Annotated in this window: 14 protein-coding genes and 2 pseudogenes; 7 read left to right on the top strand and 9 right to left on the bottom strand. The window is 71.3% G+C overall.

What is annotated here, in order from left to right:
• Positions 1 to 50: 50 nt before the first annotated feature.
• A complete protein-coding gene (locus ACIQ1J_RS16590; RefSeq protein ID WP_403557397.1) occupies positions 51 to 809 on the top strand; it encodes a L,D-transpeptidase family protein in 759 nt (252 codons plus the stop codon).
• A 17-nt stretch (positions 810 to 826) separates the two neighbouring features.
• On the opposite strand, the gene ACIQ1J_RS16595 is transcribed toward ACIQ1J_RS16590, so the two are convergent.
• Complete coding sequence (locus tag ACIQ1J_RS16595) at positions 827 to 1,288, bottom strand: MarR family winged helix-turn-helix transcriptional regulator (RefSeq protein WP_403557398.1); 462 nt, start codon at positions 1,286 to 1,288, stop codon at positions 827 to 829.
• A 139-nt stretch (positions 1,289 to 1,427) separates the two neighbouring features.
• Between ACIQ1J_RS16595 and ACIQ1J_RS16600 the strand changes: the two genes are divergently transcribed.
• Positions 1,428 to 3,230, top strand: a complete 1,803-nt coding sequence (locus tag ACIQ1J_RS16600) for an ABC transporter ATP-binding protein (protein ID WP_403557399.1) — start codon at positions 1,428 to 1,430, stop codon at positions 3,228 to 3,230.
• A 43-nt stretch (positions 3,231 to 3,273) separates the two neighbouring features.
• On the top strand, positions 3,274 to 4,140 hold the full coding sequence (gene mltG / locus ACIQ1J_RS16605) for an endolytic transglycosylase MltG (protein ID WP_403557400.1): 867 nt from the start codon (positions 3,274 to 3,276) through the stop codon (positions 4,138 to 4,140).
• 12 nt (positions 4,141 to 4,152) lie between these two features.
• On the opposite strand, the gene ACIQ1J_RS16610 is transcribed toward mltG, so the two are convergent.
• On the bottom strand, positions 4,153 to 5,232 hold the full coding sequence (locus ACIQ1J_RS16610) for an NAD(P)-binding domain-containing protein (RefSeq protein ID WP_403557401.1): 1,080 nt from the start codon (positions 5,230 to 5,232) through the stop codon (positions 4,153 to 4,155).
• 172 nt (positions 5,233 to 5,404) lie between these two features.
• Between ACIQ1J_RS16610 and ACIQ1J_RS16615 the strand changes: the two genes are divergently transcribed.
• Positions 5,405 to 5,827 (top strand): YjbQ family protein, encoded by a 423-nt coding sequence (locus tag ACIQ1J_RS16615; protein WP_210959524.1) that lies wholly within the window; start codon positions 5,405 to 5,407, stop codon positions 5,825 to 5,827.
• A gap of 206 nt (positions 5,828 to 6,033) precedes the next feature.
• Complete coding sequence (locus ACIQ1J_RS16620) at positions 6,034 to 6,444, top strand: four-helix bundle copper-binding protein (protein ID WP_403557402.1); 411 nt, start codon at positions 6,034 to 6,036, stop codon at positions 6,442 to 6,444.
• A 158-nt stretch (positions 6,445 to 6,602) separates the two neighbouring features.
• Here ACIQ1J_RS16620 and ACIQ1J_RS16625 read toward each other — a convergent pair.
• From ACIQ1J_RS16625 to ACIQ1J_RS16650, 6 genes and pseudogenes are all read right to left on the bottom strand, one after another.
• Positions 6,603 to 7,155: pseudogene (locus ACIQ1J_RS16625) on the bottom strand (methyltransferase domain-containing protein); the annotation flags it as partial.
• 31 nt (positions 7,156 to 7,186) lie between these two features.
• Positions 7,187 to 7,261 (bottom strand): annotated as a pseudogene (locus ACIQ1J_RS16630) (hypothetical protein); the annotation flags it as partial.
• 54 nt (positions 7,262 to 7,315) lie between these two features.
• Entirely contained in the window at positions 7,316 to 8,536 is a 1,221-nt protein-coding gene (locus tag ACIQ1J_RS16635) for a metallophosphoesterase (RefSeq protein ID WP_403557403.1), read from the bottom strand.
• A gap of 285 nt (positions 8,537 to 8,821) precedes the next feature.
• A complete protein-coding gene (locus ACIQ1J_RS16640; RefSeq protein WP_210959521.1) occupies positions 8,822 to 10,321 on the bottom strand; it encodes a tripartite tricarboxylate transporter permease in 1,500 nt (499 codons plus the stop codon).
• Between the two features lies 1 nt (position 10,322).
• On the bottom strand, positions 10,323 to 10,871 hold the full coding sequence (locus tag ACIQ1J_RS16645; protein WP_403557404.1) for a tripartite tricarboxylate transporter TctB family protein: 549 nt from the start codon (positions 10,869 to 10,871) through the stop codon (positions 10,323 to 10,325).
• A complete protein-coding gene (locus tag ACIQ1J_RS16650; RefSeq protein WP_210959519.1) occupies positions 10,868 to 11,854 on the bottom strand; it encodes a tripartite tricarboxylate transporter substrate binding protein in 987 nt (328 codons plus the stop codon). Before ACIQ1J_RS16650 ends, ACIQ1J_RS16645 begins: the two co-directional genes overlap by 4 nt.
• A gap of 298 nt (positions 11,855 to 12,152) precedes the next feature.
• Between ACIQ1J_RS16650 and ACIQ1J_RS16655 the strand changes: the two genes are divergently transcribed.
• Positions 12,153 to 13,799 (top strand): ATP-binding protein, encoded by a 1,647-nt coding sequence (locus ACIQ1J_RS16655; protein ID WP_403557405.1) that lies wholly within the window; start codon positions 12,153 to 12,155, stop codon positions 13,797 to 13,799.
• Positions 13,796 to 14,578 carry a response regulator gene (locus ACIQ1J_RS16660; protein ID WP_403557406.1) on the top strand — a complete coding sequence of 261 codons (783 nt, stop codon included), beginning with the start codon at positions 13,796 to 13,798 and terminating at the stop codon, positions 14,576 to 14,578. Before ACIQ1J_RS16655 ends, ACIQ1J_RS16660 begins: the two co-directional genes overlap by 4 nt.
• On the opposite strand, the gene ACIQ1J_RS16665 is transcribed toward ACIQ1J_RS16660, so the two are convergent.
• Complete coding sequence (locus ACIQ1J_RS16665) at positions 14,541 to 15,131, bottom strand: TetR/AcrR family transcriptional regulator (RefSeq protein WP_403557407.1); 591 nt, start codon at positions 15,129 to 15,131, stop codon at positions 14,541 to 14,543. The two genes, ACIQ1J_RS16660 and ACIQ1J_RS16665, sit on opposite strands and share 38 nt — an antisense overlap.
• Positions 15,132 to 15,293: the final 162 nt, after the last annotated feature.

The following is a 15,293-nucleotide window of genomic DNA, read 5'->3' on the forward strand; positions in this document are numbered from 1 at the left end:
CCCGTCGCACCGCTCCGGTGCTGGACCGGTGTGAGTGCGACCCTGGACGGATGCGGAGCGGTGGTGCACGGCGTACGGCGGTCGCGACAGTGGCCCTTGGATCCCTGCTGACGGCGCTGTCAGCGTGCGGTGGCCCGTCCGGGCCCGGCGCGGACGCCTCGGCGAGCGCTCCCACCGGCGACGGCGCGGGCCGAAACAGTGCCGGCACGGCCGACTCGGCACGGATCCCCGGCGTCGGCGACCGGTTCCAGCGCCGTATCCCGGCGGATTCCCGGCAGGTCGTCGCGGTGTACGGCGACGGCAGCGACTCCGCCGATTCGACGGTGGTGTTGTACACGAGGCAGGGGTCCGCCTGGCACCGCGCCCGCAGTTGGGCGGCGCACAACGGCACGAAGGGGTGGACGACCGACCACCACGAGAACGACAAGCGCAGCCCCGTAGGCGTGTTCACGCTCAGCGACGCGGGCGGTGTCCTTCCGGACCCGGATCCGGCCCCCGGCACCGGCCTGCCGTACACCCGGTCGGCCGCCTTCGCCGCACCGAGGTGGTGGGACAAGTCGTACTGGCACGACTTCGACTACGTCATCGCCATCGACTACAACCGGGTCAAAGGCACCCCGCCGAACGATCCGACGCGACCCGAGGGTGCGTCCGCGGGTGGCGGGATCTGGCTGCATATGGACCACGGCAGCGGGACTTCGGCCTGTGTCAGCCTGCCCGAGCCGGCTATGGAGTACCTGCTGCGCACACTGGACCCGGACCGGCATCCGGTGGTGGTCATGGGGGACAGGGCGCGCCTGAAGGCCTGAGAGGGCGCGACTCCCGGTCACTCCGTCCGACGGCCGGACCCGGGACGGGGCCCGTCGACCAGCGTGTCCAACAGCCCGCCGAGCACCGCGCGCTGCTCGTCCGTCAGCGGGGCGAGGATCTCCTTCGCCGCGGACCGGCGGGCGCCGTGCAGTTCCCCCAGAGCCGTACGCCCGTTTGGGGTGAGCTCGATCCGGATCACCCGGCGATTGGCCGGGTCCGGGACCCGGCGCACCTTCCCGGCCGCCTCCAGCCCGTCGACCAGCGTCGTCACCGCCCGGGGCACGACCTCCAGGCGCTCGGCCAGATCGGCCATGCGGGGCGGCGAGCCGTAATGCGCCAGGGTGCGAAGCAGCCGGGACTGGGCCGGTGTGATGCCGAGGTCGCGGTGCTCGAGATGGCGCTTCTGGATGCGGTGCACCCGGCGGGTGAGCCGCAGCAACTGCTCGGCGAGCAGGCCGTCGGAATCGGGGGCGGTCATACGGGAACAATATCAGGACAGTGTTCATTGTGAGTATAGGTAACAATGAGCTATGATCCGAAAGGTCGTCGGCGCCCTGCGAAGATTGCCATCCGCAGTCGTCGTCGGCCTCCCCCTCGGCCCATCCCCGTAGGAGCCCATGCATCCCGACCACCGAACCGCCTGGACCGCACCCGCCGACGCGGAGGGACAACCGCGGCAGGTGCGCCGCATCCTGAGACTCTTCCGGCCCTACCGCGGCCGCCTCGCGATCGTCGGACTGCTCGTCGGTGCCGCGTCGCTCGTCTCGGTCGCCACCCCCTTCCTGCTGAAGGAGATCCTCGACGTCGCGATCCCCGAGGGGCGCACGGGCCTGCTGAGCCTGCTCGCCCTCGGCATGATCCTCGGCGCCGTGCTCACCAGCGTCTTCGGCGTGCTGCAGACGCTGATCTCCACGACCGTCGGCCAGCGCGTCATGCACGACCTGCGCACCGCCGTCTACGGCCGCCTCCAGCGGATGTCCCTCGCCTTCTTCACCCGCACCCGCACCGGCGAGGTCCAGTCCCGCATCGCCAACGACATCGGCGGCATGCAGGCCACCGTCACCTCCACGGCGACCTCCCTGGTCTCCAACCTCACCAGCGTGGTCGCCACGATCGTCGCGATGCTCGTCCTCGACTGGCGCCTGACCGTCGTCTCACTGCTCCTGCTCCCCGTCTTCGTGTGGATCAGCCGCCGCGTCGGCAGGGAACGCAGGAAGATCACCACTCAACGGCAGAAGCAGATGGCCGCGATGGCCGCCACGGTCACCGAGTCGCTCTCCGTCAGCGGCATCCTGCTCGGCCGCACCATGGGCCGCTCCGACTCGCTGACCCGCGCCTTCTCCGACGAGTCCGAGAGCCTGGTCGACCTCGAAGTGAGGTCGAACATGGCGGGCCGCTGGCGGATGGCCGTCATCACGATCGTCATGGCGGCCATGCCGGCCGTCATCTACTGGACCGCGGGCGTCGCAGTGCAACTCGGCGGACCGGACGTCTCCCTCGGCACGATCGTCGCCTTCGTCTCGCTCCAGCAGGGGCTGTTCCGCCCGGCCGTGAGCCTGTTGTCGACCGGCGTCCAGATCCAGGCATCGCTCGCGCTCTTCCAGCGCATCTTCGAGTACCTCGACCTGCCGATCGACATCACCGAGCGGGACGGCGCCGTCCATCTCGACCATGTCGAGGGCGAGGTCCGCTTCGAGAACGTCGAGTTCCGCTACGACGGCAAGAGCGGACCGATCCTCGACGGCATCGACATCACCGTCCCTGCCGGCAGCTCTCTCGCCGTCGTCGGCCCGACCGGCGCCGGCAAGTCCACGCTGGGGCACCTGGTGCCGCGGCTGTACGACGTGACGGACGGCCGGGTCACCCTCGACGGTGTCGACGTGCGCGACCTCGACTTCGACACCCTCGCCCGTGCCGTCGGAGTCGTCTCCCAGGAGACGTACCTCTTCCACGCCTCGGTCGCCGAGAACCTGCGCTTCGCCAAGCCGGACGCCACCGACGCGGAACTGGAGGCGGCGGCGCGGGCGGCCCAGATCCACGAGCACATCAACGCCCTGCCCGCCGGCTACGACACGGTGGTCGGCGAGCGCGGACACCGTTTCTCCGGCGGCGAGAAGCAGCGCCTGGCCATCGCCCGCACCATTCTGCGCGACCCGCCCGTCCTCGTCCTGGACGAGGCGACCAGCGCGCTGGACACCCACACCGAGGCCGCCGTGCAGGACGCCATCGACGCCCTGTCCGCCAACCGCACCACGATCACCATCGCGCACCGCCTGTCCACCGTCCGGGACGCCGACCGGATCGTGGTGCTGGACTCCGGGCGCCTGGCGGAACAGGGCAGGCACGAGGAGCTGCTGGAGCGGGGCGGGCGCTATGCGGCCCTGGTCCGCCGGGACGCCCGACTGGAACCGACAAGATGACGATATGCCAGGTTTGCGTGCGAATGGGGGTTACCGTGCCCGCATGCAGACGAACACTCCGCGACGGAGCACGAGAGGCACCAGGAGAACGATCCGACTGACGCGCCGGGGCCGCATCGCCCTGATCGTGACCGGCGCCGTCGTGGCCGGTACCGCCGTGGCGGTGCCGCTGCTGACGACGGACGACGAGGGCGAGTCCCGCCCCACGTCCCTGGTGATCCCGGAGGGCTGGCGCGCGACCCAGGTCTACGAGGCCGTCGACAAGACCCTGGCCCTGCCCCCCGGCACCACCAGGAAGTCCCTCGCCAAGGCCAATCTCAAGCTGCCGAACGACGCCGAGGGCAACCCCGAGGGCTATCTCTTCCCGGCGACCTATCCGCTCGGCGAGAACCCGACCCCGGAGAAACTGCTGACGGCCATGGTCGACACGGCGAACATGAAGTTCACCGGCGCGCCGGTCGCCGCCGGAGCCCAGCGCAACGCGCTGAACGTCTACCAGGCGGTCACCATCGCCAGCATCGTGCAGGCGGAGGCCGCCGCAAAGGAGGACATGGGCAAGGTGGCCCGGGTGGTCTTCAACCGGCTGGAACGCGGCATGCCGCTGCAGATGGACTCCACCATCAACTACGCCCTGGGCCGTTCCACCCTGGAGACCACCACCAACGACACCAAGATCGACAGCCCCTACAACTCGTACCAGCGCATGGGACTGCCGCCCACCCCCATCGACAACCCCGGCGACGAGGCGATGAGTGCCGCGATCGATCCGACACCCGGCGACTGGTTGTTCTTCGTCACGGTCAAGCCGGGCGACACCCGCTTCACCGCCGACTACGCCGAGCACCAGCGCAACGTCGCCGAGTTCAACCGCATCCAGGAGAGCGCTTCGAAGGAAGCCCAGGCCAAGTGACCGGGCGGGGTGTCACGCGGCGACCGGCGCCTGGTCGGACAGCAGCCGCCTGATGTCCCGAACGGCCGCGCGTCCGGCCCGGTTGGCGCCGATGGTGCTGGCCGAGGGACCGTAGCCGACGAGATGGATCCGCGGGTCCGCGACCGCGCGCGTCCCCTCGACGCGGATACCGCCGCCGGCCTCCCGCAGCCGCAGCGGCCTCAGATGCGCGATGGCGGCCCGGAAACCGGTCGCCCACAGAATGGCGTCCGCGGCCACCCGCCGTCCGTCGCCCCACTCGACCCCTTCGGGCGTGATCCGGTCGAACATGGGCTGCCGGTCCAGCACACCCGACTCCAGCCCCGCCCGGGTCGCGTCGTTGAGCGGCAGCCCGGTCACCGACACCACGCTCTTCGGTGGCAGCCCCTGCCGCACCCGCCCCTCCACCAGCGCCACCGCGGCCCGGCCCGCCTCCTCGTCGAAGGGCCCCTCGCGGAAGACGGGGGGCCGCCTGGTCACCCACGTGGTGGCCGCCGCGTGCGGCGCGATCTCCAGAAGGTGCTGCGTCCCCGAGGCGCCCCCGCCCACGACGACCACGCGCTGTCCGGCGAACTCCTCGGGACCGGCGTACTGCGCCGTGTGCAGTTGCCGCCCCCGGAAGATCTCCTGGCCCGGACAGCGTGGCCAGAAGGGCCGGTCCCAGGTGCCGGTCGCGTTGATCAGGGCCCGCGTCGGCCAGGTCCCCGCCGACGTCTCGACGAGCAGCCGCCCACCCGCCCCCTCGCGCACCGCACGGACGGCTACGGGCCGCCGTACCCGCAGGTCGAAGACCCGCTCGTACGCCGCGAAGTACTCACCGACCACCTCGGCGGACGGCCGCGCCGGGTCCGCGCCGGTCAGCTCCATGCCCGGCAGCGAGTGCATGCCGTGCACCTTGCCGTACGTCAGCGACGGCCAGCGGAACTGCCAGGCTCCGCCCGGCGCGGGGGAGTGGTCGACCACCACGAAGTCGCGCTCCGGCTCGAACCCGGTGCGCCGCAGGTGGTAGGCCGCGGCGAGCCCCGCCTGACCGGCACCGATGACGACGACCTCGACCTCGCGTGTGTTGTTCACGCTTCTACCAACGGAGCGGGGGGCCTCGCTCTTCCCCTCCAGCCCGTCCAGCCCTCCAGCCCGTCCAGCCCTCAGCCCGTCCAGCCCTCAGCCGGCCCGGTCCGCCCAGGGCGATCACGGGCGGGCCCGACGTTCCCACGCCCGGCCCGCCGCGTACGTCAGGATGGGAGACATGCCAGATGCCTTCACCACCCGAGTCCTGAACCTCGCCACCGGCTCGGCGGAGCGCGTCGCCGACATCACCGGCGACTGCGAGTCCTTCCTGCGCGAGGCGGCGGCCGGCCGCGACGGCCTCCTCAACGTCTTCGTCCCGCACGCCACGGCCGGGATCGCGGTCATCGAGACGGGTGCGGGCAGCGACGACGACCTGCTCGCCGCCCTGCACTCCCTGCTCCCCGCCGACGACCGCTGGCAGCACCGCCACGGCAGCCCCGGCCACGGCCGCGACCACGTCCTGCCCGCCTTCGTACCTCCGCACGCGACCCTGCCGGTGATCGGAGGACGCCTGGAACTCGGAACCTGGCAGTCGGTGTGCCTGGTGGACACCAACAAGGACAACCCCGACCGCCACGTCCGGCTGAGCTTCCTGGGCTGATCCGGGGCGACCAGGACCGCCCTGGGCGCCCCGCCGGCTCTCCTTGCGCTCTGGCGGAAGGTGCCTGCTACGGAGTGCGCCGGCACTCGCGGGTGAAGGCGGCAACGACTTCGCCGTTTGCGACATGCGGCGCGGTGACACCCGGCGGGCGTCGACCCGGAAGGCGCTGCCCGGTGCCTTCTGCCAGAAGGTCAAGGAGAGTCGCTATGGCCACAACCGTCAATGACGTGCTCCGCACCTACCCCGCCGACCTGGGCGGGGTGGACAGGGAAGCCATGGCCAGGTGTATCGAGGAATGCATTGCCTGCGCACAGGCGTGTACCGCGTGCGCGGACGCCTGCCTGTCGGAGGGCATGGTCGGTGACCTGACCAAGTGCATCCGCACGGACATGGACTGCGCCGACGTCTGCAACGCCACCGCGTCGGCCCTGTCACGGCATACCGGTTACGACGCCAACGTCACGCGAGCCGTCCTGCAGGCGTGCGCCACTGTCTGCAAAGCGTGCGCCGACGAGTGCGCCGGCCATGCCGACATGCACGAACACTGCCGGGTCTGCGCCGAAGCGTGCCGACGCTGTGAGCAGGCGTGCAACGAACTGCTCGCGAGCCTGGGCTGAGACAACGGCAGCACGGTGTGCCGCGCGGCCCCCGGACCTCCCTCGACCTCCGCAACCGCCGCGCCTCCCGCCGGGGGCGCGAGCAGCCGGCCGGGTTGTGGCGATGACGGGACGGAGGCCTGGCGGGCGCCGGGTCAAGGACCGCGGCCGGCGTCAAGTCAGGATGTGAGCAGGCGGAGGCCGAGATCTGCCGCGTCGAGGGCGGCGAGGGCGCTGTTGCGCTCGGCCCACCGGCCGGAGTCGAGGTCGTCGCCGAGGCTTCGTACCGCCCGCTGCTCGGCCTCCGGCCCGACCCTCGTCCACACCGACGACGCACGGCGTACGTGATCCTCCGGATACGCCCCCGGTCGGCGCCAGCACGCCTCGAACAGGCCGTCAGCGCAGTCCCACGGGATGGGCACCGGCTCGGCGCGCCCGCCGATCGCGTCGGCCATCCCGGCAAGCGACGTAAAACCCGCGAGGACGGTGGCGAACTCCGGCAGGTAGTCGCGGGTGAGCCAGAACCGGTCCTGCCATCCGGGCTCGTCGGTGTCGAACGTGAGCACCACCACGCGGCGGGCCACGCGCCGCATCTCACGCAGCCCCGCTGTCGGGCCCCCCATGGTGAACGGTGGAGACGGCCATCGCGGCGTCGAAGGAGCGGTTCTCGAACGGCAGGTTCTCCGCAGCGGCGGCCACGCACGGCGCTGAGCCGGCAGGCCGCTGCCCGCGCCGAGGGACGCACGAGCCCGACTTCGTCATAGTGATGCAGCGTGCGGACGCTCACGTCGGCCAGTTCGGCCAGTTCGGCCAAGCGGGCGGCGGTGAACTCGAACACGGTGCTCAAGGCGTACCGGGAGATGGAGCACGACGCCCTGGTGGCCGCCCGTCCCTACGGCGAGGTGGACTGCCGCTGGGAGCGGAGCACGAGCAGCGTGATCTCGCTGGGGGCGAAGACGCGGAAGGGCGGGCCCCAGAAGCCGGTGCCGCGGCTGGTGTAGAGGAGGGTGCGGGCGCCGTGGTGACTGAGGCCGGCGAGGGCCGGTTGGTCGAGGCGGACCAAGTGGTGGAAGGGCCAGATCTGACCGCCGTGGGTATGGCCCGAGAGCTGGAGGTCGATGCCCTGGGCTGCCGCGCGGTCGATGAACTTGGGCTGGTGGGCGAGGAGCAGAACGGGGAATGCGGAGTCGGCGCCGCGGAGGGCTCCGTCGAGGTGGGCGCGGTGTCCCGCCAGTCCGGAGGACTCGGCGGTGACGTCGTCGACACCGGCGACGACGAGCGTGTCACCACCGCGTTCGAGCAGCAGATGGCGGTTGCGCAGCGGCACCCAGCCCAGCTCGTCCATCAGGTCGACCCAGCCCTGGGCCTCGCTGTAGTACTCGTGGTTGCCGGTGACGTAGACCCGGGCCCGGGTCGCCTGCACGGTGCCCAGTGGGGCTGCCTGGGCGCGACGGCGTTCGGCCGTGCCGTCCGCGATGTCGCCGGTGTGGCAGACCAGGTCGGCTTCCAGGGTGTTCACCGTCTCGCAGACCCGTGCCGACCAGCGGGCGCGGTCGAGCGGACCGTAGTGGGTGTCGGTGATCAGTACGACTCGGGTGCCGTCCAACCCCTCTCCCAGACGCGGGAGTCGCACGTCCAGTCGGCGCACGCGCGGCACGCGTCGCGCCTCGGCGTACCCCCAGGCGAGCAGTACGGCGGTTACGGCGAGGACGGCCCAGGTGACGATGCGCGCCCGGTCCTGTCCGTCACCGACGCCGGCCACGGACAGGGTGGACCGGAGCAGGGCGCCGAGCAGAACGGACCAGGTGAACAGGACCCAGATGCTGCCCAGCAGCGTGTCACCTACGATCGCAGCCCGGTCCTGCTGCCGCCGACCGTGGCCGCGCACCATCGCGAGCGGCATACCGATCAGGCCGAGGGCGAACAGTGCGGTGCCGATCAGTTCGGCGGGGAGTGGCCAGTGCTGACCGGTATGCAGGAGAACCCAGCACGGCACGGCCCACAGGAGGACGGGGGCGATCAGGGGTATGCAGCGCATCACGCGCTGCAGCCGGCTCTGTGGTGCCTCTCGCGCTTCACCGGTGGCGGATCGGGTGTTGCTCGTTTCGGTCACGCTTTCCCCTCCTGGGTGTTCCTTCGACCCTATGCTCCCGGAGGAAAGCCGCCCGTGGTCACTCCGGAAGGGGATGACCACGCCACCAGGCTGGTGCGGGTCGCGGTCCGGACAGGCTGGGGTTGTCCTGACGGAGGTTGGTGGACACCGACAAGGACAACTCGACAAGGACAACCTCGACAAGGACAACCTCGACAAGGGCACCCGACAAGGACACCCGACAAGGGCGACCCCGACAAGGACAACCCCGACCGCCAGGTTCGGCTGAGTCTCCTGGGCTGAGGATCAGGCGTCGGCCCGGGTCCGCCCCCGGATCACCAGCCGCTTCAGCAGCGGCCACGCCAGCAGCAGCACGATCACCGCGTACACCGTCACCGCGAACGGCGTGTTGACCAGGCCCGTCACGCTGCCGTCGCTGATCTGCAGGGCGCGGCGCAACTGCTGCTCGGCGTTCGGGCCGAGGATGACGCCGATGACGGCCGGCAGGATCGGCAGGCCGTAGCGCCGCATGCCGAAGCCGACCAGGCCGATGATCAGCAGGATCACCAGGTCGACGACCTCGCCGCCGACCGCGTACGCGCCGACCGCCGCGAAGAACATGATCCCCGCGTAGAGGTAGGGCCGCGGGATGCGCAGCAGCTTGGCCCACACCGGTGCCAGCGGCAGGTTGAGCGCGAGCAGCAGCACCATGCCGACGAAGAGGGACGCGATCAGGCCCCACACCAGCTCGGGTTCGCGTTCGAAGAGCAGCGGGCCGGGCTGGATGCCGTACTGCTGGAAGGCGGCCAGCATGACCGCCGCGACCGCCGTCGTCGGCAGGCCCAGGGTCAGCATGGACACCAGCGTGCCCGCCGCCGAGGCCGACGCCGCCGACTCGGGGCCCGCCACGCCCTCGATGGCGCCCTTGCCCCACTCGTCCTTGTTCTTGGACAGGCGCTTCTCCGTGACGTACGACAGGAACGTGGGAATCTCCGCGCCGCCCGCCGGGATGGCGCCGAACGGGAAGCCGATGAACGGGCCGCGCAGCCAGGACTTCCAGGTCCGCTTCACATCACTACGGCCGAGCCAGGGAAGGCCCACCGGGATCGGCTCGGCCGCCGCGCGCCGCAGGTGGGCCGCCACCCACAGTGCCTCGCCGATCGCGAACAGGCCGACCGCGACGATCACCACGTCGACGCCGTCCGCGAGTTGCAGCGAACCGAAGGTCAGCCGCTGCTGCCCCGTCATCTGGTCCAGGCCCACCAGTCCGATCGTCAGGCCGATCAGCAGGGAGGCCAGACCTCTGATGCGCGACGAACCGAGTACCGAGGTCACGGCGATGAACGCCAGCACCATGATGGCGAAGTAGTCCGGCGCGCCGATGTCCACCGCCAGGTCCGCGACCGTCGGCGCCAGCGCCACCAGCAGGATCGTGCCGATCATGCCGCCCGCGAAGTGACCGATGGCGGCGGCCGCCAGCGCCTGGGCGCCGCGCCCCGACTTGGCCATGGGGTTGCCCTCCATGGCCGCGACCACGGCGGCACTCTCGCCGGGGGTGTTGAGCAGGATCGAGGTGGTCGAACCACCGAACATCGCGCCGTAGTAGATGCCGGCGAACATGATGAAGGCGGCGACGGGATCGAGTCCGTACGTCACCGGCAACAGCAGCGCCACCGCCATCGCCGGGCCGATGCCGGGCAGCACGCCGATGGCCGTGCCGAGCAGCACACCGAGGGCGGCCCACAGCAGGTTGAGCGGCGTGAGGGCCGTACCGAAGCCGTCCATGAGGGAGTTCAGGGCGTTCATGTCAGAGCACTCCCATCAGCGGACCGCCGGGCAGTGGCACTCCGAGCAACTTGTCGAAGACGATGTAGGTGATCAGGGACAGCACCGCGGCGATCAGCGGATCGCGGTCCAGGCGGCGGCTGCCGAGGGCGAAGGCGGCACCCCAGAAGAGCAGCGCCCCGGCGACCGGGAAGCCGGCCGGCTCGATGAGTACGGCCGCGCCGAGGAAGATCCCGGAGAGCAGCAGCACCGTGCGCCAGTCGGCCGGTTCGGACAGGTCGACGTCCTCGCCGCCCTCCGCCTCGCCCCGGCCGCCGCGCAGGACGTCGACGGCGAGCAGCGCGGCGATCACCAGCAGCCCGATGCCGACCACGACCGGCACGGTCCTGGGGCCCACCGGCCCGCGCTGGGTGATGTCGACGTCCATGGTGAACGCGTCGGTCAGGACGAGTACACCGAGCGCCAGCAGCAGGACGCACACGCCCAGCTCGGAGTGGTCGCGCAGCCACGAGCGCCGCTCGGCCGCCGGGGCCGGGTCGGGCGCCGGGGAGGAGCCGGTCCGCGTCGTCACAGTCCCAGCTCCTTCAGTACCGACACCACACGCTTGTCCTGGGCTTCCAGGAACGCGCCGAACTTGTCACCGGTGAGGAAGGCGTCGTCCCAGCCGTTCTGGTCCAGGGACTTCTTCCATTCCGGAGAGTCGTGCAGCTCCTCGAACAGGCGGGTCAGCTTGTTCCGCTCCGCCTCCGACAGGCCGGGAGGGGCGACGATGCCGCGCCAGTTGGTGAAGTCCACGTCGTAGCCGGACTCCTTCAGCGTCGGCGCGTCCTTCAGGTCGTCGACCCGCTCGGGGCCGGTCACCGCGAGCACTCGCAGCTCGCCGGCCTTGATCTGGTCCAGGTACTCGCCGACGCCGGAGACCCCGAAGCCGACCTTGTTGCCGAGAATCGAGGCGAGCAGCTCGCCACCGCCGTCGAAGGGGATGTAGTTGACCGACTTGGGAGAGATTCCGGCGGCCTGCGCCATCAGCATCGGCGCGAGGTGGTCGGGCCCGCCCGGCGACGAACCGCCGCCGACGGGAATCCTGCCCGGGTCCTTCTTCCAGGCGGTGATCAGCTCGTCGATCGTCTTGTACGGCGAGTCCTTGCCGACCACGACGACGTCCTGCTCCTCGGTGAGCCGCGCGATCGGCGTGGTGTCGGCGAGGGTCTTGGGCGCGTGGTTGGAACGGGCGGCGCCCACCACGCCGAGGCCCATGGACATGGCGAGCTTGCCGTTGCCGTGTTCGCTCACCAGCCGGCTCAGGCCCACGGTGCCGCCCGCGCCGGGCAGGTTGAACACCTCGATGTTGTGCGTGAGTCCGGCGTCCTCGGCGTTCTTCGCGGCTGTGCGGGCCGTGATGTCGTAGCCGCCGCCCGGCGTGTTGGGAACCATGAAGCGCAGGCCGGGGATCTGCGTGCCGGTCTCGGCGTCGCTGCCCGTGGAGAGCAACGGCGGCCCCGCGAGCACGAGCACGGCGGCCCCGAGCAGGGCAAGGGGGGTGCGCAGGCGCACGTATGACACCACCTGTCGGTTGGGTAGAGCGGTAAGCGGGAAGGGGTGAGCCCCTATGGGGGAGGGGTGACGTGGGCCACATGGTGCCTGCGGACCGGCGGCCTGTCTTCCTTGCGGAACCAAGGGAGGTTGTGGTCTTTGCGGTCATCGCCCGGCTGTCCGGTGGATCACCGGTACGTCGCCGACGCATCCCCGGTTCATTGCGAAGACAGCACATCTCTTTCCTTCGCCGCAGGTGGGCGCCATGATGGCGAGCCGGCACACCCGCCCGCCCCCGTCAGCCGAGATCGAGTCAGCCGTGACCCCCACCTTCCGCCGTCAGACCCTCGCGGGCGAGATGCTGGTCCTCCAGCTCGCCATCGTCGTGGTCGTGCTGCTCGCGGTCGCCGCCGTCTCGCTCGCCCAGTCCAGGGCCACCTTCAACCGCGTCGAGGGCCGCCGGGTCACCGCTCTGGCCGAGCAGCTTGCCGCCACGCCCCTGGTCCGCAGCCAGCTGCTGCGCCCCGTGCCGCGGGAGGCCCTCGCCCCGCTGGTGAACTCCACCCAGACCCAGTCCGGGGTCACCTCGGTCACGGTGGCCGACGCCGACGGCCGCGTCGTCAGTTCCACCGACCCCACGCTGATCGGCGGCCGGCTGCCGCGCGGCGAGGGCACCGCCGAGGGGCGCGGCTGGTCGGGCCCGCTGACGGTGCACGGCAGCCGTGAGCTCGTCGCCCGGGTCCCGGTGCTCGGCGCCACCCGGGAGACCCTCGGCCGGCACCTCGGCACGGTGATGGTCGGCGAGGCCGACCCGACGGTGTGGCAGCGCCTCAGCGGCGCCTCGTCCTACCTCCTGGCCTACCTCGGTATCGCCAGCGGCCTCGGCGTGGCAGGCTCCTGGCTCCTCGCCCGGCGCGTCAAACGGCAGACCCTCGGTCTGGAACCGCGTGAGATCGCCGGGCTCGCCGAGCACCGGGAGGCCATGCTGTACGGCATCGCCGAGGGCGTGGTCGCCCTCGATCCGCAGCACCGGCTGACCCTGGTCAACGAGATGGGCCGGCGCCTGCTCGACCTGCCCGCCGACTGCGTGGGCGAGAGCCTGGACGGCCTCGGCATCGACGGACGGCTGCGCGACGTCCTGGCCGGGGCCGCGGCGGACGGGGCCGAGCCACGCGACGAGGTCGTGGTCCGCCACGGCCGGGTCCTGGTGATGAACCGCATGACCGTCACCAAGGACGGCCGCCCGTTCGGCTCGGTCACCACCCTGCGCGACCGCACCGAACTGGCCCGCCTGGAACGGGAGATCGGCTCCTTCCGCAGTACCTCCGAGCTGCTGCGCGCCCAGGCCCACGAGTTCGCCAACCAACTGCACACCATCTCCGGACTCATCCAGATCGGCGAACAGGACGAGGTGGTGCGCTACATCCGCGCGCTCAACCAGCGCCGCCAGTCGCTGGACGTCACCCTCAGCCGCCGGGTCCGCGACATCGCCGTCGCCGCGCTGCTGACGGCGAAGTCCTCCCTGGCGGCCGAGCGCAGGGTCGCCCTGCGGGTGTCCGACCGCACGGCGCTCGACCGGCTCGCACCGGAGGACGCCGCGGACGTGGCGACCGTGGTCGGCAACCTCGTCGACAATGCCCTGGACGCCGCCGCGGCGCCCGGTGACGGCCACGACGCCTGGGTGGAGGTCGAGCTGCGCCAGGACGCCGCCAGCGTCGAGATCGTGGTCCGCGACTCCGGACCCGGAGTGGCGCCGGAACTGGCCCGCGAGGTCTTCTCCCACGGCTTCACCACCAAGGCCGCCCGGCAGGGCGAGCGCGGCATCGGCCTGGCGCTGACCAGGCTGGTCTGCGAGCGCCACGGCGGTGAGATCTCGGTGACCAACACCCCCGAGGGTGCCATGTTCACCGCACGCATGACCGTCAGCCACCTCACCGACGCGGTGGCGGAAGGAGCAGCACCATGACGGGTACGAGCGGCACGGCCGACGCGGCCGCCACGACCGGGGCGGCGGCCCGTGCCGTCGGCGCCGCGATCGGCGTGCTCGTGGTCGACGACGACTTCATGGTGGCCCGGGTGCACCGCGCCTTCGTGGAGCGCGTCGAGCCCTTCCGGGTCGTCGGGGTCGCGGGCACCGGGGAGCAGGCACTCGCCGCCGTCGGGGAACTGCGTCCCGACCTGGTCCTGCTCGACCTGTACCTGCCGGACGTCTTCGGCCTCGACGTCATCCCACGGCTGCGCGCCGCCGGGCACGACTGCGACGTCATGGTCATCAGCGCGGCCCGGGAGGCCGACGCGGTGCGCGGCGCCGTCCGGCACGGGGTGGTCGACTATCTGCTCAAACCGTTCGAGTTCGAGGATTTGCGGGTCCGGCTGGAGCGCTACGCCGTTCAGCGGGGCCGGCTGCTCGGCACAGTGGTGCGCAGCCAGGCCGACGTCGACCGCGTACTGGCGGGAGCGTCGCCGGCAGCGCCGGTCCCGGCGCTGCCCAAGGGCATGAGCGTGGAGACCGCCGAGCTGGTCGAACGCACTCTGCGCGCGGCCGACGGCACCCTGTCCGCCAGCGAGTGCGCGGCCCTGGCCGGCATCTCCCGGGTCAGTGCCCGCCGCTACCTGGAGTACTTCCACACCGTCGGCAGCGCGGAGGTCTCCCTGCGCTACGGGGTGGCGGGCCGCCCCGAACGCCGTTACCGCTTCCGGGGCGCGGTCACCGGCCTGGCGCTCCCGCCCGCAGCGCGTCCATGACGAAGTCCAGGAACCGGGTGGCCCTCGGCTGCCAGTCCTCGCCGGGATCGATCAGCCAGAGACCGCCGATGACGAGGAAGAAGTCGTCCGCGGAGACCCCGGGCCGGATGGTGCCTGCCTCCTCGTTGACGCGGAGCAGGAGCTGGGCCGCGTCCATGACGGGGGTGGGCCGCGGCTTCTCCGGTCCGCCGGGCGCGCTGGTGACCAGACGGATCGCGTCCGCCAGACCGGCCTTGGTCATCGCGAACCCGGCGAGGCGGTCCATCCATTCACGCAGGGCCCGCTCGGGGTCCCGCGTGGCCAGCAACTCGGGAGCGGCGTCCGCCACCTGCTGCATCTCGTAGCGGTAGACCTCCAGGACGAGCGCTTCGCGGTGCGGGAAGTTGCGGTAGAAGGTGCCCTGTCCGACGCCCGCCTTCTTGGCGATGCCGCTCAACGGGGCGTCCGCGCAGCGCGTCAGTTCCTCTGTGGCCACTTTCAGGATCCGCTCGCGGTTTCGCTGGGCGTCCGAACGCAGGGGAGTGTCCGGCCTGTCCCTCTTCGGCTGCGGCACTCGTCCTCCTTCCGGTTTCGTGGCCGAATCCCGTTCTTGCTAAGCGGACAAGTGTCCGTTACGTTTTCCAGCGAGCGGACAGTTGTCCGGTTGCCGGTCCACTCTAGCGGCGGCCACGGCCGACGGCCCCGACCGAGCACGAACCCACTGCCTACAGCCCAT

Source organism: Streptomyces sp. NPDC097107 (genome assembly GCF_044762405.1).
In the GTDB taxonomy this organism is placed as follows: Bacteria; Actinomycetota; Actinomycetes; order Streptomycetales; family Streptomycetaceae; genus Streptomyces; species Streptomyces thinghirensis.

Excerpts from the sequence above, each read along its gene's own strand:
- ACIQ1J_RS16640 (WP_210959521.1), bottom strand. The coding sequence starts at position 10,321 with ATGAACGCCCTGAACTCCCTCATGGACGGCTTCGGTACGGCCCTCACG.
- mltG (WP_403557400.1), top strand. The coding sequence starts at position 3,274 with ATGCAGACGAACACTCCGCGACGGAGCACGAGAGGCACCAGGAGAACG.
- ACIQ1J_RS16600 (WP_403557399.1), top strand. The coding sequence starts at position 1,428 with ATGCATCCCGACCACCGAACCGCCTGGACCGCACCCGCCGACGCGGAG.
- ACIQ1J_RS16615 (WP_210959524.1), top strand. The coding sequence starts at position 5,405 with ATGCCAGATGCCTTCACCACCCGAGTCCTGAACCTCGCCACCGGCTCG.
- ACIQ1J_RS16620 (WP_403557402.1), top strand. The coding sequence starts at position 6,034 with ATGGCCACAACCGTCAATGACGTGCTCCGCACCTACCCCGCCGACCTG.
- ACIQ1J_RS16660 (WP_403557406.1), top strand. The coding sequence starts at position 13,796 with ATGACGGGTACGAGCGGCACGGCCGACGCGGCCGCCACGACCGGGGCG.
- ACIQ1J_RS16590 (WP_403557397.1), top strand. The coding sequence starts at position 51 with ATGCGGAGCGGTGGTGCACGGCGTACGGCGGTCGCGACAGTGGCCCTT.
- ACIQ1J_RS16595 (WP_403557398.1), bottom strand. The coding sequence starts at position 1,288 with ATGACCGCCCCCGATTCCGACGGCCTGCTCGCCGAGCAGTTGCTGCGG.